Source organism: Budvicia diplopodorum (assembly GCF_009800925.1).
In the GTDB taxonomy this organism is placed as follows: domain Bacteria; phylum Pseudomonadota; class Gammaproteobacteria; order Enterobacterales; family Enterobacteriaceae; genus Budvicia; species Budvicia diplopodorum.
The window spans coordinates 24,517-48,212 of the sequence record NZ_WOYF01000013.1; the positions used below are offsets into that span (position 1 = coordinate 24,517).

Annotated in this window: 21 protein-coding genes, 1 other RNA gene and 1 other annotated feature; of the genes, 9 read left to right on the forward strand and 13 right to left on the reverse strand. The window is 44.7% G+C overall.

Translation table 11 applies throughout. The features are described from left to right. Positions 1 to 49: 49 nt before the first annotated feature. The 3 genes from dnaX to GVI43_RS11925 all read right to left on the reverse strand — a co-directional run bounded on the left by dnaX (position 50) and on the right by GVI43_RS11925 (position 3,271). Positions 50 to 2,113, reverse strand: coding sequence for a DNA polymerase III subunit gamma/tau (dnaX, locus tag GVI43_RS11915; RefSeq protein WP_159567088.1), 2,064 nt, complete (start codon positions 2,111 to 2,113; stop codon positions 50 to 52). After that, positions 656 to 720: a sequence feature (DnaX frameshifting element), on the reverse strand. (Overlaps the previous gene by 65 nt.) A gap of 76 nt (positions 2,114 to 2,189) precedes the next feature. Beyond that, the gene (gene apt / locus GVI43_RS11920; protein WP_159567089.1) at positions 2,190 to 2,741 is read right to left on the reverse strand and encodes an adenine phosphoribosyltransferase; all 552 of its coding nucleotides are present in this window, start codon (positions 2,739 to 2,741) and stop codon (positions 2,190 to 2,192) included. A 149-nt stretch (positions 2,742 to 2,890) separates the two neighbouring features. After that, positions 2,891 to 3,271, reverse strand: coding sequence for a DUF454 family protein (locus tag GVI43_RS11925; protein ID WP_159567090.1), 381 nt, complete (start codon positions 3,269 to 3,271; stop codon positions 2,891 to 2,893). A gap of 169 nt (positions 3,272 to 3,440) precedes the next feature. On the opposite strand from GVI43_RS11925, the gene priC reads away from it, so the two are divergent. The 5 genes from priC (at position 3,441) to rsmS (ending at position 7,993) form a co-directional block, all read left to right on the forward strand. Continuing rightward, positions 3,441 to 3,980 (forward strand): primosomal replication protein PriC, encoded by a 540-nt coding sequence (priC, locus tag GVI43_RS11930; protein ID WP_159567091.1) that lies wholly within the window; start codon positions 3,441 to 3,443, stop codon positions 3,978 to 3,980. A gap of 126 nt (positions 3,981 to 4,106) precedes the next feature. Further along, positions 4,107 to 5,456 carry a vWA domain-containing protein gene (locus tag GVI43_RS11935; protein ID WP_159567092.1) on the forward strand — a complete coding sequence of 450 codons (1,350 nt, stop codon included), beginning with the start codon at positions 4,107 to 4,109 and terminating at the stop codon, positions 5,454 to 5,456. A 60-nt stretch (positions 5,457 to 5,516) separates the two neighbouring features. Beyond that, positions 5,517 to 7,046, forward strand: coding sequence for a sensor histidine kinase (locus GVI43_RS15910; protein WP_246201853.1), 1,530 nt, complete (start codon positions 5,517 to 5,519; stop codon positions 7,044 to 7,046). Between the two features lie 6 nt (positions 7,047 to 7,052). Beyond that, complete coding sequence (locus GVI43_RS11945; protein ID WP_159567152.1) at positions 7,053 to 7,736, forward strand: response regulator transcription factor; 684 nt, start codon at positions 7,053 to 7,055, stop codon at positions 7,734 to 7,736. Between the two features lie 68 nt (positions 7,737 to 7,804). Next, positions 7,805 to 7,993, forward strand: coding sequence for a pleiotropic regulatory protein RsmS (rsmS, locus tag GVI43_RS11950; RefSeq protein ID WP_159567093.1), 189 nt, complete (start codon positions 7,805 to 7,807; stop codon positions 7,991 to 7,993). Between the two features lie 89 nt (positions 7,994 to 8,082). Here the strand turns inward: rsmS and GVI43_RS11955 are convergent, their stop codons facing one another. Genes GVI43_RS11955 through acrR form a run of 3 tightly spaced genes read right to left on the reverse strand, consistent with a single transcriptional unit; the run spans position 8,083 to position 9,824 of the window. Next, positions 8,083 to 8,727: a hypothetical protein gene (locus GVI43_RS11955; protein ID WP_159567094.1), complete on the reverse strand. Its 645-nt coding sequence runs from the start codon at positions 8,725 to 8,727 to the stop codon at positions 8,083 to 8,085. A gap of 49 nt (positions 8,728 to 8,776) precedes the next feature. Beyond that, positions 8,777 to 9,130: a DsrE/DsrF/TusD sulfur relay family protein gene (locus GVI43_RS11960; RefSeq protein WP_159567095.1), complete on the reverse strand. Its 354-nt coding sequence runs from the start codon at positions 9,128 to 9,130 to the stop codon at positions 8,777 to 8,779. Positions 9,131 to 9,152: 22 nt separating this feature from the next. Next, positions 9,153 to 9,824, reverse strand: a complete 672-nt coding sequence (gene acrR, locus GVI43_RS11965) for a multidrug efflux transporter transcriptional repressor AcrR (RefSeq protein WP_159567096.1) — start codon at positions 9,822 to 9,824, stop codon at positions 9,153 to 9,155. A gap of 156 nt (positions 9,825 to 9,980) precedes the next feature. Between acrR and GVI43_RS11970 the strand changes: the two genes are divergently transcribed. Then, positions 9,981 to 11,168: an efflux RND transporter periplasmic adaptor subunit gene (locus GVI43_RS11970; RefSeq protein WP_159567097.1), complete on the forward strand. Its 1,188-nt coding sequence runs from the start codon at positions 9,981 to 9,983 to the stop codon at positions 11,166 to 11,168. Positions 11,169 to 11,188: 20 nt separating this feature from the next. Further along, positions 11,189 to 14,341 carry an efflux RND transporter permease subunit gene (locus GVI43_RS11975; protein WP_159567098.1) on the forward strand — a complete coding sequence of 1,051 codons (3,153 nt, stop codon included), beginning with the start codon at positions 11,189 to 11,191 and terminating at the stop codon, positions 14,339 to 14,341. Positions 14,342 to 14,478: 137 nt separating this feature from the next. Here GVI43_RS11975 and copM read toward each other — a convergent pair whose 3' ends face one another. From copM to GVI43_RS11995, 5 genes are all read right to left on the reverse strand, one after another. Then, on the reverse strand, positions 14,479 to 14,910 hold the full coding sequence (gene copM / locus GVI43_RS11980; protein ID WP_246201854.1) for a CopM family metallochaperone: 432 nt from the start codon (positions 14,908 to 14,910) through the stop codon (positions 14,479 to 14,481). 363 nt (positions 14,911 to 15,273) lie between these two features. Next, complete coding sequence (locus GVI43_RS16075) at positions 15,274 to 15,546, reverse strand: IS1/IS1595 family N-terminal zinc-binding domain-containing protein (RefSeq protein ID WP_425482149.1); 273 nt, start codon at positions 15,544 to 15,546, stop codon at positions 15,274 to 15,276. Between the two features lie 102 nt (positions 15,547 to 15,648). Next, positions 15,649 to 18,690: an autotransporter outer membrane beta-barrel domain-containing protein gene (locus GVI43_RS11985; protein WP_159567099.1), complete on the reverse strand. Its 3,042-nt coding sequence runs from the start codon at positions 18,688 to 18,690 to the stop codon at positions 15,649 to 15,651. A gap of 955 nt (positions 18,691 to 19,645) precedes the next feature. Continuing rightward, on the reverse strand, positions 19,646 to 20,275 hold the full coding sequence (locus tag GVI43_RS11990; RefSeq protein ID WP_159567100.1) for a tyrosine-type DNA invertase: 630 nt from the start codon (positions 20,273 to 20,275) through the stop codon (positions 19,646 to 19,648). Positions 20,276 to 20,575: 300 nt separating this feature from the next. Further along, positions 20,576 to 21,187: a tyrosine-type recombinase/integrase gene (locus GVI43_RS11995; RefSeq protein WP_159567101.1), complete on the reverse strand. Its 612-nt coding sequence runs from the start codon at positions 21,185 to 21,187 to the stop codon at positions 20,576 to 20,578. A 218-nt stretch (positions 21,188 to 21,405) separates the two neighbouring features. Between GVI43_RS11995 and GVI43_RS12000 the strand changes: the two genes are divergently transcribed. Next, positions 21,406 to 22,305 carry a LysR family transcriptional regulator gene (locus GVI43_RS12000; RefSeq protein ID WP_159567102.1) on the forward strand — a complete coding sequence of 300 codons (900 nt, stop codon included), beginning with the start codon at positions 21,406 to 21,408 and terminating at the stop codon, positions 22,303 to 22,305. Between the two features lie 117 nt (positions 22,306 to 22,422). Here GVI43_RS12000 and ffs read toward each other — a convergent pair. After that, positions 22,423 to 22,519: signal recognition particle sRNA small type (gene ffs, locus GVI43_RS12005), an RNA gene on the reverse strand. Positions 22,520 to 22,696: 177 nt separating this feature from the next. Here ffs and GVI43_RS12010 point away from each other — a divergent pair. Further along, the gene (locus GVI43_RS12010) at positions 22,697 to 23,011 is read left to right on the forward strand and encodes an MGMT family protein (protein ID WP_159567103.1); all 315 of its coding nucleotides are present in this window, start codon (positions 22,697 to 22,699) and stop codon (positions 23,009 to 23,011) included. Positions 23,012 to 23,063: 52 nt separating this feature from the next. Here the strand turns inward: GVI43_RS12010 and GVI43_RS12015 are convergent, their stop codons facing one another. Beyond that, positions 23,064 to 23,483 carry a YbaY family lipoprotein gene (locus GVI43_RS12015; RefSeq protein WP_159567104.1) on the reverse strand — a complete coding sequence of 140 codons (420 nt, stop codon included), beginning with the start codon at positions 23,481 to 23,483 and terminating at the stop codon, positions 23,064 to 23,066. Between the last annotated feature and the right edge of the window lie 213 nt (positions 23,484 to 23,696).

The window sequence follows — 23,696 nt, forward strand, 5'->3', positions numbered from 1 at the left end:
TTGCCGTTGTCGTGTTTGCCGCTAGCGGCGTACTAATAACGGTAATCGCTCATACAGGTCTGATACTATCTTCATCAAGCTCTGCATCAAAATACCGGCAGAGGGTTTGAATATGGATATCGGAGGCCATTGACGCTCTGGCCTGCAATAGTTTCTCTTCATAGATGGCCTGCCGCCACTCCAGCGGAGTTTTCACCGATGCGTCTTCATCTTCAACAATCGTCAGCGTAACCGGCTGGCCAGCTTGCTGGCTCAGTGCTTCACTCAGGATCTGCTGGGCAGAGGTTGAATTAAGGTGCCGCTGAGAGGGGCGAAGATGCAGGCAAATCTCGTTATCCGATAGCTGCTGCTTAAACGCGTTCAGCGCAAGTTGCTGCACCAGCTTAGGCAAGGGTAGCTGATTGATTTCAGCCGCCCAGAGATCTCGCGTCAAGGACTCTTCAGCCAGCTTAATCGAAAGCTCGGGCGTTTTCTCATGCTCAAGGGCGGAACGCAGCGCCTTAGGTGTCGTTACCGGTTCAGCAACCGCCTCGAAATCATGCTGGGCCTTCCAGCGGTAGCTCTCTTTTTTAGCCGGTGATTTTGGTGCTGTTGTGCCAGAAGTGCCGGGCGCGCCGCCCTTCTCAACCGCTGACGCCAGTCTGTCGAGCGCAGCAGACGCCGGCCGCGCTTTTAATTGCGCAGCCGGCTCATTCTTTTTTGCGTCGGAGGCACCCTGCTGACGACGCACCTGATTTCGCGCCTGAAGCATTTGTGCCGTTGATTCTGATAAACCTTTCGCTATTTCAGCTTCGGCCTTGGCTTCTGCCTCGCTCGGCGGTAGCGCGGCTACTGGCTCACTGGGTTCCGCAATTCGGGCCTGATAATCCGGTGCTGGCTGCTGTGGCTGTTGATGCTGTACCGGAGCCTTGTTCACTGGCTCCGGGTGGGAACTCGCTGCGGGCTGGTGCGAAACGGTATGCGGTATTTTAGCGGGCGCAGGCGAAGGTGGCGCATTCTCTACGCTGACCTGAGGAATATTCACCAAGTTTTTGGGATGAAACGCCAATGCGCGTAATAATGTCATTTCAACGCCCATCCGGCGGTCAGGGGCGTAGGCCAGCTCTTTTCGACCAATTAATAACGTTTGGTAATAGAGCTGTAAATCTTGTGGGCTAATCTGGCGGGCCAGATCGCGCATTCGCTGTTCATTATGCTTTAACGGATCGGTTGCCAACGGCAGAAGCTGAACCATCGCAACCTGATGCAGTAACGCCAGCATTTCAACCAACAGCGTATCCCAGTCAACGCCTTTGGACGCGGTCTGAGTCACTAACGACATGAGCGCTTCACCGTTAGCGTGCGCCAGAGATTCAACTAATGCCAGAGCGTGTTCGTCGTCCAGAGTTCCGAGCATCATGCTAACCGATTCGGCTGCAACAACGCCGTCACCCATGGCAATCGCCTGATCGGTCAGGCTTAAAGCATCGCGCATACTGCCCTGAGCGGCGCGGGATAACAGCTGTAATGCGCGAGGCTCGGATTGAATATGCTCGGCATGCAGAATTTTTTCTAGCTGCTGTTTAATCTGATCGACGTCTAATGCCTTGAGATGAAACTGCAGGCAGCGGGACAGAATGGTGACCGGAAGCTTTTGAGGATCGGTGGTTGCCAGTAGGAACTTAACGTGCTCTGGCGGCTCTTCCAGCGTTTTTAACAGCGCGTTAAAACTATGGCGGGAAAGCATGTGAACTTCATCGATCAGATAGACCTTGAAGCGGCCACGGGCCGGGGCATATTGCACGTTATCCAGCAGCTCTCGGGTATCTTCCACTTTGGTACGCGAGGCGGCGTCAATCTCAAGCAAATCGACAAATCGGCCCTCTTCGATTTCACGGCAGTTACCGCACTGGCCGCACGGCGTGGCGGTAATGCCGGTTTCACAGTTCAGACCTTTAGCCAATAGCCTGGCTATAGACGTTTTACCAACGCCCCGGGTACCGGAAAAAAGATAAGCATGATGGATCCGTCCTAAAGACAGACCATTCGAGATGGCGGTCAAGACATGTTCTTGACCAACAACGTCAGAAAAGCTTTGTGGGCGCCACTTGCGGGCAAGAACTTGATAGCTCATTGATACCGAAAAGTCGATTAAATTAGGTGAAACATCTTACCACAACCGATGATAAGCGACGATGTTTGTTGTTGAATTAATGGCCGTCAAAAGAGACAAGGCTATAACATTCAATCCCCTGTGTCGCAAGCCGGGCACGCCCTGCCAATTCAGGTAATTCAATCACAAATGCGGCATCCGTGACTTTACCACCAAGGCGACGAATCAGTCGGGTTGTGGCTTCAATCGTGCCGCCGGTGGCCAGCAAATCATCAATCACTAACACGGTGTCATTTTGATTAACGCTGTCGGTGTGAATTTCCAGTACGTCAGTACCGTATTCCAGATCGTAAGTTTCCTGTAGCGTTTCGCGAGGTAATTTGCCTCTTTTACGAACGGGAACAAAACCGACGCCCAAGGCCAACGCTACCGGTGCACCGAATAGAAACCCGCGCGCTTCAGTACCGACAATCTTGGTAATGCCTTTATTTTGATACTTTTCTACCATCAGCTTGATGCAGGTAGAATAAGCGGCGTGATTTTCCAGCAACGTCGTGATATCACGAAACAGAATTCCCGCTTTTGGGTAGTCGGGAATAGTGATAATGCTGTCTTTAATTAACTGTAGCTGCTGTTCTTGAATAGTCATAATTATTGCCTGATTAAACAACCTGTCATTGCCGAAACGCCCGTTTTCGACATTAGCGCATCCATAATAGCGCGCGGTCACCAACAAAAAACGCTCAAATCTATGCAATGCACATCAGAAATGCAACCGCTGTTATCACATTAAATTGATTACTTGTCGTTTTGTTGTAGCGGATCAATAACCGGTATACGTAGCATAAAGGCCAATATTACCACCAATATGACCATCAACAATGCTCTTACCCACCACAGAGAAATCGTCCACAATGAAAAGCTAAACGTGACCAACACAATCATAATGGCTTTCCACTTAGCGCCGGGAGGTAACCCGCGATAAGTTTGCCAATGGTGTAAATAAGAGCCAAACCATGAACGGTATAGTAACCAGTGATGAAACCGAGGAGAGGATCGGGCAAAGCACCATGCAGCTAACAGTAAGAAAGGCGTTGTGGGCAATATAGGTAATACGGCCCCCAAGCAGGCCAATCCCATTGCTAACCAACCAAGAATTAGAAGAAGAATTTTATACATAGTGCCGTGTACCCTGTAATTCAGGCTGATATTCTATATCAAATAAATCTGTTAAACCCCAGTAATGATATAAGATATCACGATATATAAAGGCATTAACGGTATTCGAACCTATTTGCTACGCTCTACGTTCCGGCCAGTTAACCATCGCGTTCTAAACAAGGCTTAAATGAACACCAAAAACCGACTTCATACATTAGAACAACAGATACAGCAGCTAGCCCAAACCATTGCTGATGCACCAGCAATGTCTGCCGCTCAGCCTCGCTTTGATAATCAGCTGTTTAACCAACGGGGTGCCCGGCTGAATAACTATCTGGCTGAAGTTGAAAAAAATTTGAGCCAGCTTAAACAAGAAGTAGAAAAAGGCCGACAAGAGCAGGTTGCCTTTCTGGCCGAACGCATTGTGGCGCAAATTACTGCCCTTCAGCGTGAACTGGCTACGTTAAAGCTAAGGGAGAAAAATACGATCGCAGTGAAATCGGGTACCGATATGTATCAAACGCTGGCTCAGCATCAGGACTTTGAGCGACGTCTTCAGGAAATGCTGCGTGATAAAGAAAGCCTGCTCTTTCAACAAACTACCCTTGATGCCCAGCAAAAATTACAGAAAGAGTTAGCAACCCTTGAAGGCCGACTGGTACGCTGCCGCCAAGCGTTAAGGCGCATAGAAAAACAGATAGAACGCAGAGAGTCTGGATACAGCTAGCACAAGCTTTTCAGAGCATTAGGCACCGGAAATTTACATATTGTTACATTTTTATGCATTTAACGCACAACTAAAAAAATAGCTTCGCAATAATACCGGCATACCACTTAATACAGGAGTTATGTGATGAGCCTTAAATATCTGTTACCCGCCCTTGCCCTTTTATCCAGTTCTGCCTTTGCGGTAAGCATGCCGCCTCCTGACGGAGATTTGAAAGTTATCACCAAAGCAGAGCTCTCTTCTCCCATCATTTTAGAAAATACTCAGGAAAATAATTACCTGAAAATCTCGTTAACCGGTTTTAAACAAAATGAAGAAGTGAAAACCCCGATAAATCTGGCGCTAGTCATTGACCGCTCCGGATCGATGTCCGGCGACCGAATTGAGAAAGCCCGTGAAGCCGCCATTATGGCGATTAATATGCTCAAAGATGACGATATTGTCTCAGTCATCGCCTATGACGATAATGCCTATGTCATTATTCCGGCTACAAAAGCTAAAAATAAAGCCAATATGATTAAAGTGATTAACGATACCGTTCAGCCCGGCGGAGGAACCGCCCTGTTCGCAGGCGTAAGTAAAGGTATCAAAGAGGTTAATAAGTTCATCAAGAAAAATCAGGTTAACCGCATTATTCTGCTGTCTGACGGGCAAGCCAACGTAGGGCCAAGCACCACAAAAGAGCTGGCCGATCTGGGTCAGGTTGCCGGTAAGCAAGGCATTGCGGTGACCACCATCGGTCTGGGCAATGGCTATAACGAAGATCTGATGACCGCGCTGGCCGGCTTTAGCGACGGTAATCATGCCTATGTTGAAAATTCTGCCGACCTTGAAACCGCCTTTGTGCGTGAATTTAAAGACGTGATGTCCGTCGTTGCCCAAGAAGTTGTGGTAACCATTAAGCTACAGGATGGCGTAAAACCCGTTCGCCTGCTGGGCCGCGATGGCGACATTATCGGTAATAGCGTTACGGTTAAAATGAACCAGCTTTATTCTAATCAGGAAAAATACGTTCTGTTAGAGGTGGTTCCACCAAAAGGAAAAGAGAGTGAGAACAAGCCGCTGGCCAACGTATCTATTAGCTATGACAATCTGAAAACCCACCAAAAAGATACCTTTAATGACATGGTGAATATTAGCTACAGCAAATCATCAAAAGCCGTAGCGGCAGCGGTTCAGGAAGAGATTGTGGTGGATTCAGCTATCCAAAAAGCCAATATTGAAAATGAACGCGCCATCAAATTACTGGACGAAGGTAAGAAAGATGAAGCCAATAAAATTATCCAGCAAAATGCGGCCAGCATGGATGCCCTGTCAGGTAGCGTAAGTTCGCCTGCGGCGGTATCAAAGGCGACATCCAGTAAAGAGGCCAACCAAAAACTGGCGACTGAAGTTGAAACTAAAGACGTTTCATCATCGCGTAAAAGCCTAAAAGAAAGTACGTACAGCACAGAAAAACAGCAGAACAAAAAGTAGCAAACTGCCGGAGGTAAGGTACTCTTATCTCCGGTCAATTATTTAGCGGTCAGAGTATTGATGAAATCCAAAAAGTCTCTTTATTTGTTTGTCATAATCACAGCCCTGATCGTCGGGCTGATTGGCTATTTTGGGCTTCGTACTATCACTCAGGAAAGCTCGCTTAACCAATATCAAACCCAGCAGTTAGCCAAAAGCCACGTCACCAGCGTTCAGTCTTATATTCTGCAACAAATTAGCCAGAAGCAGGTCAGGCTAGATGCCATGCTTGCCTATCTGGAATTAGATAACGCCGCGTTGAATAAGCTGATTTCACAGGATAGCGATATTGACGGAATTTTTGTTATCAAGAGCAATAGGCTGGTTTTTCCCGACGCGTCTAAATCGTTAAGCCTGAAAGACCAGAAACTGGTTGAGCTGATTACTCCGGTGAGCCGCGATCCTGCGCTACTCACCGCTAAACAGCATAAATCTGAAGATAAAACCCCTGATTCAGGCTGGTTTGTCATGCAGGACAATAGCTATCCCGTTTGGATTTATTGGCGAAAAAACGGTGGTGATATCGTTGGTATCAGGCTGTCTTATGTGAAATTTTTAGCCGACGTGATTGCTAACATCGAACCTGATTTTGCACCCGATAGCTTAAAAATTTCAGACAACGGTCAGCTGTTATATCAATATTTACCGACATCCATTGGTGATAATCAAACGCCATCTTATAGCCAGAACCTCCCTTTTCCGCTGCATTCGTGGCAAATCGACTATTACACCGCACCGGCCGACGGGCGTTCGCTCTATTATTCAGGGTTAATACTGATCGCTATCATTATTTTTGCCGTCGGATTCATGGCGTTTATTTTATACCGTGAGTTTAACCGGGCAGCCCGGCTAGCCAGTCAGCAGGTTAGCTTTGTCGGGCAGGTTTCTCATGAACTGAAAACGCCGCTAACCAACATCACGCTGTATGCCGAAATGCTCAAAGAGATGGAGTCAGAGGAAGAGAGCCAGAATACCCATTATCTGGGCGTTATCATTAGTGAAAGCCAGCGCTTGTCGCGCCTGATTCAGAACGTATTAACCTTTACTAAACTACCTCAGCTCTGCATTCGGGAAGTGAATATTAATCAGCTTCTTGAGCAAATTTACGCTATTTTCACTCCGGTGTTTGAAGCCAAAGACATTCAGCTAACGCTCCGCGTTGAAGGTGAGCTTTCGGCTGAAACCGACGTTGATCGGGTGACCCAAATAATCAGCAATTTATTGAGTAACGCAGAAAAATACGCGGCCATGGGCAAGCGTGTCGATCTCAGCGCCGTGCAGGATGATAGTAGCGTTTATATTCACGTCCGGGATTACGGCAACGGGCTCAGTTCTAAAGAGATAAAACAGATTTTTCAGCCGTTCTATCGGGTTAAATCAGCCATTACCGAAGGCGTAGCCGGAACCGGCATCGGGTTAACCATAGCCCGGCAGCTAACCGATAGTCTCTCAGGAGAGATTAACGCCGTGGGTCAAAACCCCGGCATCGATTTTATCCTTAGGTTGCCGAAGCGCTCGCCCAGCTCTGGCCTGAATAAATTAACGGAATAATCAATGATGAAAATTCTTATTGCAGAAGACGATCTTCACATTCGCCAGGGGCTGGCGGATATGCTATCCCGAGAAGGTTACGCGGTTTCCACGGCAGAAAACGGCAAAATAGCGCTGATGAAGTACCAACAGGAACAGCCTGATTTTATCATTCTGGATATCATGATGCCGGAATTAGACGGTTACGCGGTTTGTAAAGAGATCCGCAGGCATGACGAACATACGCCCGTCATCTTCCTGTCGGCGAAAGGGGAAGAAATCGATAAAGTACTGGGGCTGGAGCTAGGAGCCGACGATTATATCAATAAGCCTTTTGGCATTCATGAAGTCCGGGCCAGAATTAAAACCATTGCCCGTCGCTGCCTGAAGGCAAAGCAAAACGCCTCGGATCGGGCCTTCAGCTTCGGCGACCTGATGGTTTACCCTATGGAACTGTGCGCTAAGCGCCAGCAACAGGTACTTGAGCTATCGCTAAGGGAAATAAAAATTCTTGAGTGCCTGTACCGACATAAAAATCAGGTTGTTAGCCGAGATACGCTGTTTGACTGGGCGTGGGGTTATGACCATCTGCCCAATAGCCGCACCTTAGATCAGCATATTTCAAAGCTTAGAAAAATTATTGAACCCGACCCTACATTGCCATTATTCATTCGGACCATTCATGGTTCAGGCTATCGCTATCAGGAATAATAGATAAAAATAATCGCCAATCCGCTAAGATTGGTTTTCTATCATTTAGATAAAAAGAGACATCAATCATGTCACTGGAACAGGCCCCAAAAGACGTTCAGTTGGCCGTCGATCTCATCTACCTTCTGGAAAGCAATGAGATTGATCCTAACGTTGCGCTAGCGGCATTAAAAATTGTTGAACAAGACCTAGAAAGGCGGCTTAGCTTAGAACTGCCAAAAATAGAACTGCCTAAACCAGAACAGCCTGAAAAATAGAGCAGCACGACTTTATTAGCACATATTCGACATCGTTAACCAACGGCCGCCCACACACACCGAACCTTGCGCAGGTACTGCTAGATTAGTCAGCCTAGTTTGGCGATAAAATAGCCGCATAGCCCCATCAACAATAAGCATACCGCAGTGATATTAAACCGAAAAATACCCAAGTTGGGTTCATCCGGGTAGCGCTGCTTACTGGCAAGGGAAACGCCGATTGCAAACAGGCTATAGGTCAAAAAGACCAATAAAAGAAATACGTGTAAGTCATGAAAACTCAGGCTCTGGCTCACGCTGCCAGTGAAGAAAGGCAGAAAAGCCCAAAACAGAAGATCGGAAAGGTGGCCGCTTAACGCGCCGGAACCGTTGGCATAAAGAACGACGGCGGAAACGATGACAGTATAGAGAATAGAGCCAATAAATAAGGAATAACGCACTATAAACCGCTTCGGCATTGGGGCATATTTGCCATACAGATACCCTAGCATCAGTATAGAAAAACAAAAAATGGCGATACTGAGCCCGTGCGTTAAAGTAATTAACCATTCTCTGCTGACGACAACCCGATGATTAAACAGCAGATCGCGGCTAAACCAATTACTGGATTCCACCAATAATGAGCAGGTAAAGGCCATGCCCTGACTGCACAATGGCAAACCAATAATCAGAACGAGCAATGTATAAACGACATCGTTCAGATGCGATATCTTAACCTTGCCATCCTTATTCATCAGCCCCCCAAGCCATCTATTATCACAGCGACTACTCGCCAGCGCTGGGTTAAAAAGTCAGGACTTTATCGGCGTCCAGTGTCCATTGTGCCAATTCAACCAGCGTACCAATTTCAACGCCGTCAACCAGCGGAAGCTGGCTAATGCCGCGCGCGTTAGTACAGGTCTTACACAATTTTATTTCCACGTTTTGTGCGGTCAGAATTTCCAGCATTTGCTGTAAGTTATAGCCTTCATGCGGTTTTTGCCCAGCGATACCTGCACTAACTGCATCAGACATTAGAAACACTTTAAGCTCTGTCTCAGGCGATTGCTCTTTTAATGCGATAGCTAAGCGTAATGCATTAAATAATAATTCACTACCGTATGGAGCACCGTTAGCAATAATTAGGATATGTTGCATATATTACGTTCCTTAAATAATCTTACGGCATCTTTTCAGGTGCCACTGATGGGCATAGTGATGGGCATAGTAAGGCAGGACTGAATTTAAGCATATCAATAAAAGCGTCTACCATACGCTCCGCACAAGAAGCCAGATCGTATGCCTCAGGCATAAACAGCCAGTTTTCCATAATTCCACAAATGTACGATCGCATGGTAATGGCGGCAATTCTGGTATCCAAATTTTTTGGCAATTGGTCATATTCAATGCACTGGCAGAGTATTTTTTCAATGCGTTCAAAATTTTCTAAATACATAGCCTGATGTATTTGTTGTAAAGAAACTAATTCGCCAACAAACTCACATTTATGGAATAATATCCCCAATAAAGTCTTTCGCTTGGGGTCGATAGCGGCCGTCTCAAGCACAAAAATAAGCGTATGGCGTAACACTAAAATCGGCTCAGAAGGAAACTGATTTCTGTATCGCCGCTCTACATCATCAATGCTAGACTCTATCTGACTCCACATGGCATTGAATATGTCGACTTTATTTTTGAAATGCCAGTAAATAGCACCACGCGTAACGCCAGCTGAAATAGCAATGTCGTTCAATGATGTGCTGGATACGCCGCATTTAGCAAACTCTTGCATTGCGGCATCTAAGATTTGCTGGCGTGTTTCTAGTGATTGTTGCTTTGTCTTACGAACCATAATTTATGCTTTACGTGCGGTGTGTGATGTAATGACTAACATACATAGATGAATGTTAGTATTATAGCACGCTAACTTTTCTAACATAACCGAGTGGTTACCAAAGATTCTATCTATACTGTGGTAACTGATATTGATTATTTGAGGTTGATTTATATGAGTAGAAACAGAGGGGTAATGCCTCTGGCAGCAGTACTAATGCTATCAAGCAGTTTAGTACTAGTAGGATGTAACGATCAATCAGGCGAAGGTGCTAAACATCCGGCTCTAGAAGTTGACGTCGTTACTGTAAAAACGCAGCCACTCAATATCACGACCGAACTTCCAGGCCGTACGTCATCATTTCGCGTTGCCGAAGTTCGCCCACAGGTTAGCGGTATTGTTCTAAAACGCCTGTTTACTGAAGGCGGCATGATAGAAGAAGGTCAATCGTTGTATCAAATCGATCCGGCAACCTATCAGGTGACCGTCAACAGTGCTGAAGCCGATCTGGTCAGGGCTCAGGCTGATGCTAAAATCAAGCAATTAACGGTAAACCGTTACAAGCCGCTGTTAGGCACTAACTTTATCAGCCGTCAGGATTATGATACTGCCGTAGCCAGTGCCCGTCAGGCCGATGCCGCCGTATTATCCGCAAAAGCTGCGTTGGATACCGCTCAGATCAACCTTGGCTATACCAAAGTGCTCTCGCCAATCAGCGGGCAAATTGGTAAATCAAGCGTGACTGAAGGTGCGCTGGTCAACGCTAATCAGGCGAATGCCTTAGCAACCGTGCAACAGCTTGATCCAATCTACGTTGACGTAACTCAATCGAGTAATGACTACTTGCGCCTTAAGCAAGAGATTGCCAGCGGTTCTCTGAAGAAAGACGGTAAAGCAGCCGTCACGCTATTATTAGATAACGGTGCCGAATACAAACAAAAAGGGACTTTAGAGTTTTCTGACGTCACCGTTGATGAAACAACCGGTTCGATTACGCTACGTGCAGTCTTCCCTAACCCGGATCATCAGCTATTACCCGGCATGTTTGTTCGTGCCCGCGTTGATGAAGGCATAAAGCAGGATGCAATCTTAGTACCTCAACAGGGTATCACCCGTAACCAACGCGGTGAGGCAACCACAATGGTCGTCAATAAAGACAATAAGGTTGAACTGCGGGCGATTGAAACGGCTCAGGCTATCGGTAGTGACTGGTTAGTCACTAAGGGGCTTCAGCCCGGCGATCGCGTCATCGTGACAGGCCTACAAAAAGTTAGACCGGAAGCAACGGTAAAAACCAAAGAATTCTCAGCACAGCCGAAAACGGCAGAAGCACCAAAAGCAGCACCAGCAGAAAAACCATAAAACGGGATTGGGTATAACAGATGGCTAAATTTTTTATTGATCGCCCTATATTTGCCTGGGTTATTGCCATAATTATCATGTTGGCAGGCATTTTAGCAATTATACAATTGCCGATCTCTCAGTATCCAACCATTGCACCACCTGCAGTCTCTATTGCTGCAACCTATCCGGGCGCGGATGCCAAAACGGTACAAGATAGCGTAACGCAGGTTATCGAACAGAATATGAACGGTATCGATAACCTCATGTATATGTCATCAACCAGTGATTCCGCGGGTAACGTTTCTATTACCTTAACGTTTGACTCGGGTACCGATGGCGATATTGCTCAGGTTCAGGTTCAAAACAAACTGCAGTTGGCGATGCCGCTACTTCCTCAAGAAGTACAGCAAATGGGTATCAGCGTTGAGAAATCATCCAGTAGCTTCTTAATGGTTGTCGGTTTTATTTCTGAAGACGGCACCATGACCCAAGAAGATATTGCCGACTATGTAGGTTCTAATATTAAAGATCCTATCAGCCGGAGCGCTGGCGTAGGTGACGTGCAGCTGTTTGGTTCTCAATATGCAATGCGCGTATGGTTAGACCCAAATAAGTTAAATAACTACTCGCTAACGCCAATTGATGTTACCAATGCAATCAAAGTACAAAATAACCAGATTGCCGCAGGGCAATTAGGCGGAACGCCGCCGGTAAAAGGACAGAGATTAAACTCGTCAATTATCGTTCAGACCCGCTTAGAGACCCCAGAACAGTTTGGCAATATTCTGCTAAAAATTAATACTGATGGTTCTCAGGTTCGTTTAAAAGACGTGGCTGACATTGAACTCGGCGGTGAAAGTTACAACGTTATTGCCCGCTACAATGGCAAACCTGCAGCCGGCCTTGGTATTAAACTGGCCACCGGTGCCAACGCCCTGAATACCTCAGCGGCGGTAAAAGGTGGGCTAGATAAACTTGAAAAATACTTTCCGGCTGGGTTAAAAGTTGTTTATCCATACGACACTACGCCGTTCGTTAAGATTTCAATTAAGGAAGTAGTCAAAACGTTAGTCGAAGCGATTTTGCTGGTATTTATCGTTATGTACTTATTCCTGCAAAATCTTCGCGCAACGTTAATTCCGACGATGGCCGTACCGGTAGTACTATTAGGTACCTTCGCGATTCTTTCGATATTTGGCTATTCGATAAACACGCTAACGATGTTTGCCATGGTGCTCGCCATCGGATTATTGGTCGATGACGCCATCGTTGTCGTAGAAAACGTTGAGCGGATCATGACGGAAGAAGGCCTATCGCCAAGAGAGGCCACGCGTAAATCCATGGAGCAGATTCAGGGCGCTCTGGTGGGTATTGCGCTGGTTCTGTCAGCGGTATTCGTACCAATGGCCTTCTTTGGTGGTTCAACCGGTGCCATCTATCGCCAGTTCTCCATTACTATCGTATCAGCCATGGTACTGTCGGTTCTGGTGGCGATGATCCTGACCCCTGCCCTGTGTGCCACCATATTAAAACCGGTGCATAAAGGCGAGCATGGCTCAAAAACTGGCTTCTTTGGCTGGTTTAACAAGATGTTTGAGAAGAGTACCAACCACTATACCGAAAGCGTAGGTAATATCTTACAGGGTACCGGGCGCTATATTGTTATTTATGCGTTGATATTTTTTGGTATGGCCGTGTTGTTCTACAAGCTACCATCATCATTCTTACCGGAAGAAGATCAGGGTGTATTTTTAACCATGGTCCAGATGCCGCAAGGCGCAACGCAGGAAAGAACGCAGCAAGTTCTCAATGAGGTTAGTGATTATTATCTGACCAAAGAGAAAGATAACGTGAACTCTGTGTTTGCCCTCAACGGGTTTGGCTTCAGTGGGCAAGGGCAAAATACCGGTATGGTATTTATCAGCCTGAAAGACTGGAGTCTTCGCGAAGGCAAAGAGAACAAAGTTCCGGAGATTGTAGCCCGAGCGTCAAAATCCTTCTCTAAAATATCGGATGGTTTAGTCTTTGCGTTTAACTTACCCGCAATTGTTGAACTGGGTACGGCATCAGGCTTCGACTTCCAGCTTATCGATCAGGCAGGCTTAGGGCATGAGGCACTAACAAAAGCGCGTAATCAACTGCTGGGCTTAGTGGCGGAACATCCAGATATGCTGGTCGGTGTACGTCCTAACGGTATGGAAGATACGCCGCAGTTTAAGCTGACTATCGATCAGGAAAAAGCACAAGCGTTAGGGATTTCGGTTAGCGATATTAATCAGACCTTATCTACTGCGCTGGGCGGAACCTATGTGAATGACTTCATTGATCGCGGTCGCGTAAAGAAAGTGTACGTTCAGGCTGAGGCTCCTTACCGCATGCTGCCATCGGATATAGATAACTGGTATGTCCGCGGCATGAACAATCAGATGGTACCGTTCTCGGCCTTCTCCAGCGCAAGCTGGCAATACGGTTCGCTGCGGCTTGAGCGTTATAACGGTTTACCTTCGATGGAAATCTTAGGTGAAGCGGCGCCGGGTAAAAGTAGCGGTGACGCGATGAACCTGATGGAAGAACTGGCCTCTCAGCTACCTACCGGTATCGGCTATGACTGGACTGGAATGTCCTATCAGGAACGCTTATCGGGAGATCAGGCCCCTGCTCTTTATGCCATTTCATTAATCGTGGTATTCCTGTGCTTGGCCGCGCTGTATGAGAGTTGGTCAATACCGTTCTCCGTCATACTGGTTGTTCCACTGGGCGTTATTGGCGCATTAATTGCCACCACCGTTCGGGGTATGGAGAACGATGTATACTTTATCGTAGGCCTGTTAACCACCGTGGGGCTGGCAGCAAAGAATGCTATCTTGATCGTTGAGTTTGCTAAAGACCTGATGGACAAAGAAGGCAAAGGGTTGGTTGAATCAACGCTTGAGTCAGTACGGATGCGTCTGCGCCCAATATTGATGACGTCTTTAGCCTTTATGCTCGGCGTATTGCCGCTGGCTATCAGTAGCGGTGCAGGTTCCGGCTCACAGAATGCGGTAGGTACTGGCGTTCTCGGCGGTATGATTGCAGCCACCATATTGGCTATCTTCTTTGTACCCGTGTTCTTCGTTGTGATTCGCCGCGTCTTCAACAGCCGTTCGAAAGACATCGAGCACTCACACGCAGTTAACCATACTAAACAGTAAAATAAGTTAGCTCTTATTTAACTTTCCAAGCAGGGCCGCGAAATGCGGCCCTGCTTTTTTGCATCTTCCGCTTATATAAGCGATGACTATCTTAAAACCCGGCTCACTAACAATCCGACCTTCGTGCCGAGCGTTGCTTACTTCACTTTCTTATCATGCGTAGCCAGCCAATCGTTCATCATTTTGATCTCGCCCTCTTGGGCGTTAATAACGTCTTCAGCCAGCTTACGGATCTCCGGATCTTTACCGTATTTCAAGACCGTTTTAGCCATTTCAACCGCCCCTTTATGGTGAGGAATCATCCCCTTCACAAACGCAACATCCGGGTCGACTTCGTTGGTTGCTGCCATCATAGGCTCATGCATTCGATTCATCGTAGCTTCAAACTCTTTCCCGGCAGGCGTGAATGCCGACTCAGCTTTCACTGAATTATCTATCGCGCAGGGGCAGCTATTTTCCGTCTTGGCCTTAGTTTCCGGTGCCGGGCTATGATGCATCGTTTGATTAGCCATAACCGAAGCGGAAAAAGAGAGTACTAATGCAGGAACAACAAGCTGTAATTTCTTCATATTTATCTCCTAAAGTGATTGGTGCCAGCATTCTAAAGGTTAGCAGGTCATCTTACTGCTTACGAACACAAAGCGTTCGACCACGCTTAGCAACCGGCGACGCTCAGCAGCCTACCGATTCAATTAACGCAATGGAAAGTCTAATAATGATACCTGCCTCACTCAAAGAACGGTGGACGGCTATTTTTATGAATCAGAACTGATTTGCTGTCGAAGGAATCGACTAATGGTCAGTAAGAATAAAGTGGAATGAGATCAAAAAAACACACCGAACTGCATTTTCTGGTCGGTGTGTATCAGCCGTTTTTGTTTTTAACAATGTATGAAAATTATCAAAATCTTCATCATTAATATATTAAAAGATCATTGATCTATATCCGCATTCAAAACATGCCGACTAATAAGAATGGCGTCTATACCTAATTGACGAGCAATAGATATGTGGCTTTGCCCTTCAGATAACATTTTATCAATTAATTGATAAACGTTGGATTCATAGCTGTGATAGATATAACGAACCTGAAAAGTTTGATTACAAGACATACACAGATAACGTTGGATACGAGCCCGTGATACGCCGTGCTTTCTAACGTGCTGACTGTTACCACAATAATGACAGCAAGGTTTAATTTTCATATTTTCCACACTTTATTTATTCAAATAAAATCGAAACGGCTCATTGGATGTCATAAAGGCCCACAACTTTGCGCTGTAGGCCTTTTAAGGTGCTAGATACAATTAGAACTTATACTTAAATCCAACGGTTAACACAGTATCACTATAACCATCATCGCCGACCTGTTGGGCGACGTTGGTCCATAGGTTGACATTCTTGTTTAGTTGGCCTTCAGCCCCGAGTTTCAGCTCAGCAACATCAATATTACCGGCCTGTTCCATAGACACGCCGTCCATGATGGTCCCAGCCTGTTCGGTATTGTGTATCCAATTCGCTTCTACGTAAGTAGTAAACAGTTTATCGCTGCCTTTATCCATCTCGCTCACGCCGTCACGGGATAACTTAACGCCCAGACGGGTCTGAATATTGTTATTGCCGTCAGACTCAACTAGGGTGCCGTTGGATTCGGTGTGGCGATCAGCCTTGACACCATTCCAGGTAATTTGAGCCTGTGGAGTAACAAACACATTACCGTTTTCACTCTGATAAACCGACATACGATAGCCGCTTTCTACCGAAGCGCTGAAGCCGTTCATATCGTAGCTTTCGCCCGATAGCTGGTCACCGTTTACTTCGCCGTTCAGCAGGCTGTACTGCACCCAGCTGTCAACGTACAAACCGTCCAGCGTTTTGGCATCTTGATACCAAGTGGCGTATGCACCGCCGCTATAGCCATCAACCGTACCCTTGGAGGTATAGTCCATATTGGTACTGATGCTTTTACTATCTGACTTACCGTAACCCAGCATCAGACCAATACCTAAACGGTCTGTAATGCCAAATTGAGTGTCTGCCACTTCACCACCACCCTGAATCACATAGGTATTAGTGGATGATTTAATCTGACCGGTAGCATCTCTGAACTTAGTGCGATCCCCTTGCTGGCGCAACCACATGCTGGAGTTCTCAGCCCGACCGTCACGGTCTTCTAATCGCAGGTTAAACAGCTTGTTGGCCGCAGCCATATTGGAGATATAGCTGCCGGCTTCAGCACGAATAGCCGACGAATTTAAATACCATCCGCCATCAACCAGATTTTTGGACAATTTATATTCATAGGTACCGGCAACTGCGCGGCTACTGAGCTTAAAGTTACCGTCGGACTGACCGGCCACTGACACCAGCTGAATACCGTTTACAGTTTGTGCTCCGATACCGCCAGCATTCTTAATCTGAATACCTACATCGCCGCTGGTGTTACCCAAAACCACTAACTTATCGGTTGGGGAGCTGTCATCACCCAGCACCGCATTCATGATCACCACGCCGCCGTTGCCAATGAGATCGTTTTTCACCGTTAACGTACTGAAATCAGTTCCGGATGCCCGCAAGCTATTGCCCGGTGCATAGTTAACATTGCCACCCAGATTCAGAGCCACAACGTCCGCATCACCGGTTAGATTCCATGTGCCATCTTTGCCAACATTAATATTGTTAGCATCGTGCGTGGTACCATTCCAAACTGCGCCGTTGGCCAAAGATAAGTTAGCGACATTATCCTGCTCTGCCTGAATATCACCGGTCAAGATAGAGCCGCTATCGGCGTACAGATTAATAGTGCTGGTTACCGCCGTACCGCTAGAATTATCAGTGATAGCATTGATTAAAATGCCGTTGTCACTGCTTATCTGAGAGCCATTGGTTGCATCAACATTTAGGCTAGTGCCGCTGGCAGTGATAGCATTTGCAGTAGCACTGATTAACGACGAGTGATCTAACCGGACGGAAGCGACTTGATTATTGCCATTATTGGCATAAATACCGTCAGCACCATTGCCAGTAGTTGAAATCTGGCTGTCCGTTAACAGTATTGAGCCACCATCTTGAACATTAAGTCCATGGGCATCGGTGCCCAAGGTGCTGATTATTGAATCAGAAATGCTCATGGAGCCTAAATGATTGGCGCTTAAAGCTAGGCTATTCGCCCCTTCGATAGTGACATTTAAATGAGTTCCATCGATAACACCCGACACCCCGGATGAATACAGGCCAATGGAGTCATTTCCTCGAGTGGTAATTTGAGTATTCGCAAGCACCGTGTTACCCAAAGAACCTATCGCCTTAGACTCATCACTGTTGGTCGTTATTTGAGTATTATTGGCATGAAGTTCACCGCTAATATGGCCATTCACAAAACCATAGCCATTGGAAACCTCATATGAACCACCCTCAATATTCAGAGTTGCGTCATCGACATAAATCAAAGTATCAGTAGGAAGCACGGAGTTGAGAACAGCGATGAAATTAACATTGGTTAACGTCGTCTCTCCCCCCCATGTGTCTATCCCAGCACGACCATTTGTCTGGTTTAATATTGCATCATTAATCTTGAGAACAGCACCGTGGTTCGATATTGAGGAATAATAAACTGTCCCCGACACATTTAAGCCGTTTAGCATGACAAGGTTACTACCATTACCCATAGTCCGAATGGTATTATAAGTGGTTAATGAGGAACCAAGGTTGATCGTCGTATTATTCAGCGTGGCAGAGGCGTCTGAAACCAATAACGCATACGAGCTAGATGAATTGAAGGTGTTATTACTCCCGGTTAAGGTCGTATTAGCACCGGATACATTTAAAAGATAAAGGCCTGAATGGTTAGTAATAGTTGAGTTGTTTAATGAAACTGCCGCGCCATCCGAGGCGACTATTCCAGTATTCACATAACTAGGCACCCCTGCCAAGCCTATCGATGCCTGAACATTATTTAAATTAATCTTTGAACCAGCTTGCCTGACTTGAATAAGATAGCTAGATTTACCGTCTAAATTAAATTCTGCTCCATCTAAATTCAGCACACCGCCGTTTGCAACAACGGCTCCGCCAACACCCGTCGTTGAAGAGGGTGCGGTAAAGATGTTCCCGCCACTATTGTTTACCATACTGCCAGGATTGAGAACGGTAATTAAATTAGTATAATCGGTGGAAGTATTCAAATCGCCGGAAATAGTTGAGCTGCTGCCGTCTATAACGCTAATTGTTGTATCAACTGCCCATGTAGTTGTACTGATCAATGGGAATAATAAGCTGGCTAAAATCCGCTTACTAAAAACGGGAAACAGCGCCCCATTACTCTTAGCATTATGTCCTTGATATTTCATAACAAATCCTTAAACTCACTTAATTTAATAGATGGCTCGTTCAGGAATGACGACGACCAAACTATAACTATAAAAATTATAAATAAAAAACACAGTTAAATTAATAAGATAACCAAGTTTAAATCATGCCATTAAGAATTAGCGCTTCATCAACAAACCTCATTTGAATAAAAGCCCAATGCATCTTACAACCAAACTAAATCAATCATTATTGCTAATGAAAATGTGGTCCAATTGACTACACCAGCGATATAACCTAACGTTTTTAATATGAATCTGTTTTTATCCTACAAGCGATAACTCAACCAAAGCGTGTTAAATCCGTTAATTAACAATACTTATTGCGTGAGCTCTTTTAAACACGGCGATCTTCTCTGATCAATCCAATAATGCTCAATTAATATCCAGACAAACAAAAACCCGATATATTTGGTATTGTTAATACCAAAATAGAGTTAAACAATATGAGATTATAAAACTTCAGACACAAACTCGTTTCTGTCTTATACCTATCATACGGCATCCCCTCTATTAGTTAGGATTAGAGATGCCGACTTTAGTTTAACGAAAAGAAGAGAGATGACAGAAAAAAACAGTCTGAATTTATAATAGCAACTTTTTTGTTACAACTATTCCCTGTGATTTCCACTTTTCCAATCCATTCCCTATCTTAGAAAATGAGTGTTTCTACCGGCCCAGCACCTTGTCATTTAGGACCATTTTGACAATATAAGTGTAAAATACTGAATAGTGTGAATGTGAGGGATGACAATCCAATACCATTCACCTCTAAAGTACATTCATCTTTCGATATCGAATACAACGCATTTTGAAATATATTACTGAAAAATTAGCCATGAGCAAATTATTTCAAATACAACAAGTTGGTATATTAGTACCTTAAAATATAACCTACGATTCAAAAGGATGATGAATAACAGTGGATTTTTATTTTCTATTCATAGAAAATAGCGTCCTGAAATCCAGTGGATTGACACTTTGGTCCTAAATGTCGTTTATTTTGGTTTTTATTTAAGCTCCAAATTCCTTTAAATCTGGCTGCATTACTGGCGGTATACCGCACCGTGTGGCGGATATTTCGATGCCCAAGGTAGTCTTGAATCAATCGCGTATCAATTCCCCGATCGGCCAAAGCAAAACCACATGCATGACGTAACATATGCGGATGTGGGCAAAATGAACATCCTGCTTCTTTGCCTAATCCGCTAATAATGTTATAAAATTGTTGCCGAGATAAGATTCTTCCTTGCTGTGTTGCAAACAACCAATCGCATTCCAAACCCGTTGCAAATCGGCGCACACTCAACCATTTTTTAATGACTTTAATCTCTTCCACTAATAGTGGATGCACTGTCGAAAATCCGTTCTTTAGTCGCCTGACGTTTAATGTACCACCTCGCAGATCTAAATCAGACATGCGTAAACTGAGCAACTCACTGGCCCTCAACCCATGTAAATAAGCCATGTAAATTAAACAGTAATTTCTCTCATGATGACGAGTAGTTCGAGTAGCCTCGAGCAATGCTTCAACTTCAGGCCCAGATAAGTACTTCCTTTTCGACATAATATTTCACCTTTTAATAGCCCAGAATATGCATTAAAAAAACTTTATTGCTATCCACCCGAATAATTTACCAACTCAATCAGGTAGCTAAAGTAAAAGCGAAATATTGATTTGATTCAATTGATTTAAAACTATTAACGTTCAATAAATTAAAAATTAACATTATAGGTATAAAGTACTCACGTCAGGGTAGCGTAAATAATATATATCCATAACAAAATAACCTTAATGCTATTTCATTCACTATTATCTTAACAAAAAACAACTCAATGTGATTCAGTGCTTTTTTTAAAATGAAAATCATTCATTATTGAAAATAAAATCAGAACCATTATCAAATACAATGTTAGGTTCTGATAAGTTTTGCCAAGCTCGATTAAACCGTTTTGGATTACTTGCGGTATAGTGCACCGTATGCCGAATATTACGATGGCCAAGATAATCCTGAATGAGTCGGGTATCCATGCCTTGATTTGCCAGACTATAGCCGCACGCGTGCCGTAATGTATGTGGATGCAAGATAATGGGCAGATTAGCCAGTTCACCATATTTTCTGATTAAGCTATAAATCCATTGCCGGGAAATTCTGCCGCCTTTATTCGAAGTAAACAACCAAGGGTTATTTTCATTACCTTGCTTCTTATTACGAACAGAAATCCATTGCTTCAGTAGTTTTATCTCACTATCAAGTAAAGGATGTATAGTTGAAAAACCATTCTTCAGGCGTGAAATATAAATCGTTTGTGAGTTCATATCGATATCAGCCATTCTTAAGCCAGTTAACTCACTTACTCTCAGTCCGTGAATATATGTCATAAATAGCATACAACGATCCCGATAGAAATCGGGTAGATCGGGTAACTGTTGGAAAACCAATTCCCATTCATGTTTAGTAATATAGCGCCGCTGCATTATTATTTTATCTCATCTGGAATTAATAGAAATTTCTTATATCAGAATACTCATATAAGAAATAAAACAAGATATAGAAATCTTGGAATATGTTGCTATTGAACCTCATCCGGATAGATAGTCCAACCAAATTAACTTAAAAATGCTCCTCTAAAAATTCTATGAACCAATCCCAACTATACTAAAATCATCATCACTAATGGCTAGTGAGCGACCCAATGAATAATAGCTTTGACTACAACCTCATCAAGTTTCTGGTAGCGATTGTCGATACTCGTAGTATGACTGGAGCATCTGAAGTCTTAGATACAGCACCGGCCGCGGTTAGTTATGCCGTGGCTAAACTCAGAAAGCACTACAACGATCCGCTGTTTGTTAGATCGAGGAACGGCGTTAACCCCACCACGTTAGCCATGAATTTATATGAGGTTTTTAACCCTATCAATAAGTCTATTGCAGACAATATCACGGCAAAAAAGGGTGACGTTATTTCAAGGCTGAAACATCCGACCATCGTTGTTAGAGCAAATTCCATTATGGAATATTGGCTAACGCATAATGCAATAAAACAAAAGATAGTCCCGAATAAGTGTACGCTTGATTTTGTTAATCATACAAAAAACATAGATAAAAGAGTTAATGCGCTACGCACCCAAGAAGTTGATATTGATATTGATATTGTTATGGAGTCCGATAGAAACATCATCAGTACCCCGCTGATTAACGTCGAGCTGACGCTTATCTGTCGCAAAAATCATCCAAGAATCAAGGATTCAATCAGCTTAAAACAATTTTCTACCGAAAATTACGTTAGCCGATTATCAACATACGGTAGTGCAAACGTCACTTCAGAACTTGAAAATGTCTTTGACTCTCGAACGACTATGCCTTGGATCCGAAGTGAATCATTTATTAATCTGCTATTAAATGTCATTGATAATGATGTTGTTATGACTTTTCCTAAATATCTTATTCCATTAATTACGGAAAAATTCCCCGTGAAAGAAGTTTATTGTGATTTTCTTGAAAAGAAAGAATTATACGCTTTCGCTTATACGCATAAACAAAATATCAAAAATGACCTTATATTTGAGCTAATCCATTTGATGCAACAATAACGCTCAAATTTATAGGTAACGAATCAGAATAATTGTTTTGGGAAACGCTAAAGTAGTGGCAAATATATCTTGAATTTTTATTAGGAAATTAAGGGGATACCTAGAATTGGGTGGAGGCCCTGCCAGCTACATCCCGGCACACACGTCGCCTGCTACGGCTGCTTCCTTCCGGATCTGACCGAGTTCACAAGTTAGCGTTGCGGGAGAACCAACAGAGCCTCCATTGACAGCTTCATGTTACTGAAGCGGTGCCGCATTATCAGGGATGAATTAGCCAATTGCAAGGCTCAGTATATCAACCGTTGCTTTCTTACCCAGCTAACGCTTTCAATCCCCTTCTGTTTAGTTCAATCTTAGCACTTTCCGTACTTGGCAAAGGACATCAGCATTAATGGAAGATACCGAACCACCTCTGCCCATTAGAGTGTATACCGTTATTGCCGCTATCCCTGAGGGAAAAGTCACCACCTATGGCACTATTGCTCGTCTCGCCGGAGCGCCGCGTAACTCGCGTCAGGTCGGCACCATTTTGCAACGGCTACCAAAAGACAGCAAACTGCCCTGGTTTAGAGTGGTGAATTCTCAAGGGAAAATATCGCTAACCGGTCCTGATTATATTCGACAGAAAGAGGCGCTATTAGCCGACGGCGTACTCTTTACTCAAAGCGATAGAATTAACTTTAAACTCTATGGCTGGCTAGTCTAAAGCCAAACATTAGCATTCAGACTAGCCGGTTATTTAGCCCGTTCAGCCACCGCTATCGTTTAACCTGCTTTAACACAATATCCATTTTTGCCGGTTTACCGTGAGTCAGTACTTCATTTAACGATGTTGTCTTAAACAGCATCTTCTCACCGTGAGTGATTCTGGCGGAAACGGTAATAGTCTGAGCACCTTTTATCTGCGCGTTACTGTACGGCAGGCTAAAATCAAACGGTATGCTCTTGCCTTCAGCGGGGAATGATACCGTTGAAATAACCCGTGCCGGGGCATCGGCTAAAGAGATGTCAGACAGGCTCACGGTAACCATGGCGTCATCTGGCAAAGCCACCTTTTCCCGATAGGTTAGCGTACCGGTCACCGCGTCAGAGGGCATTTTCATCATATGACTGAGGCCAGCACACCCAACTAATGCCAGCGTGAGCACCACGTTGCTTAGTATTTTTAACCCTCTCATAAATCCCCCTCAATTTCAGTGATGCCAGCAAATTAGCCTAGCCAACGTCTTTTAACGGCATATTTATCTACTGTAGACACATATTTCATCACAAAAGTTCAGTAAATCGCATAATCTGTGAATTCTTAGCTTAATTGCTGACGAAAAATTTCCGCATAACGGCATTTGTGACTAAAATATCAGTATGTTAACTATGCTATTCTTTACAAAGCG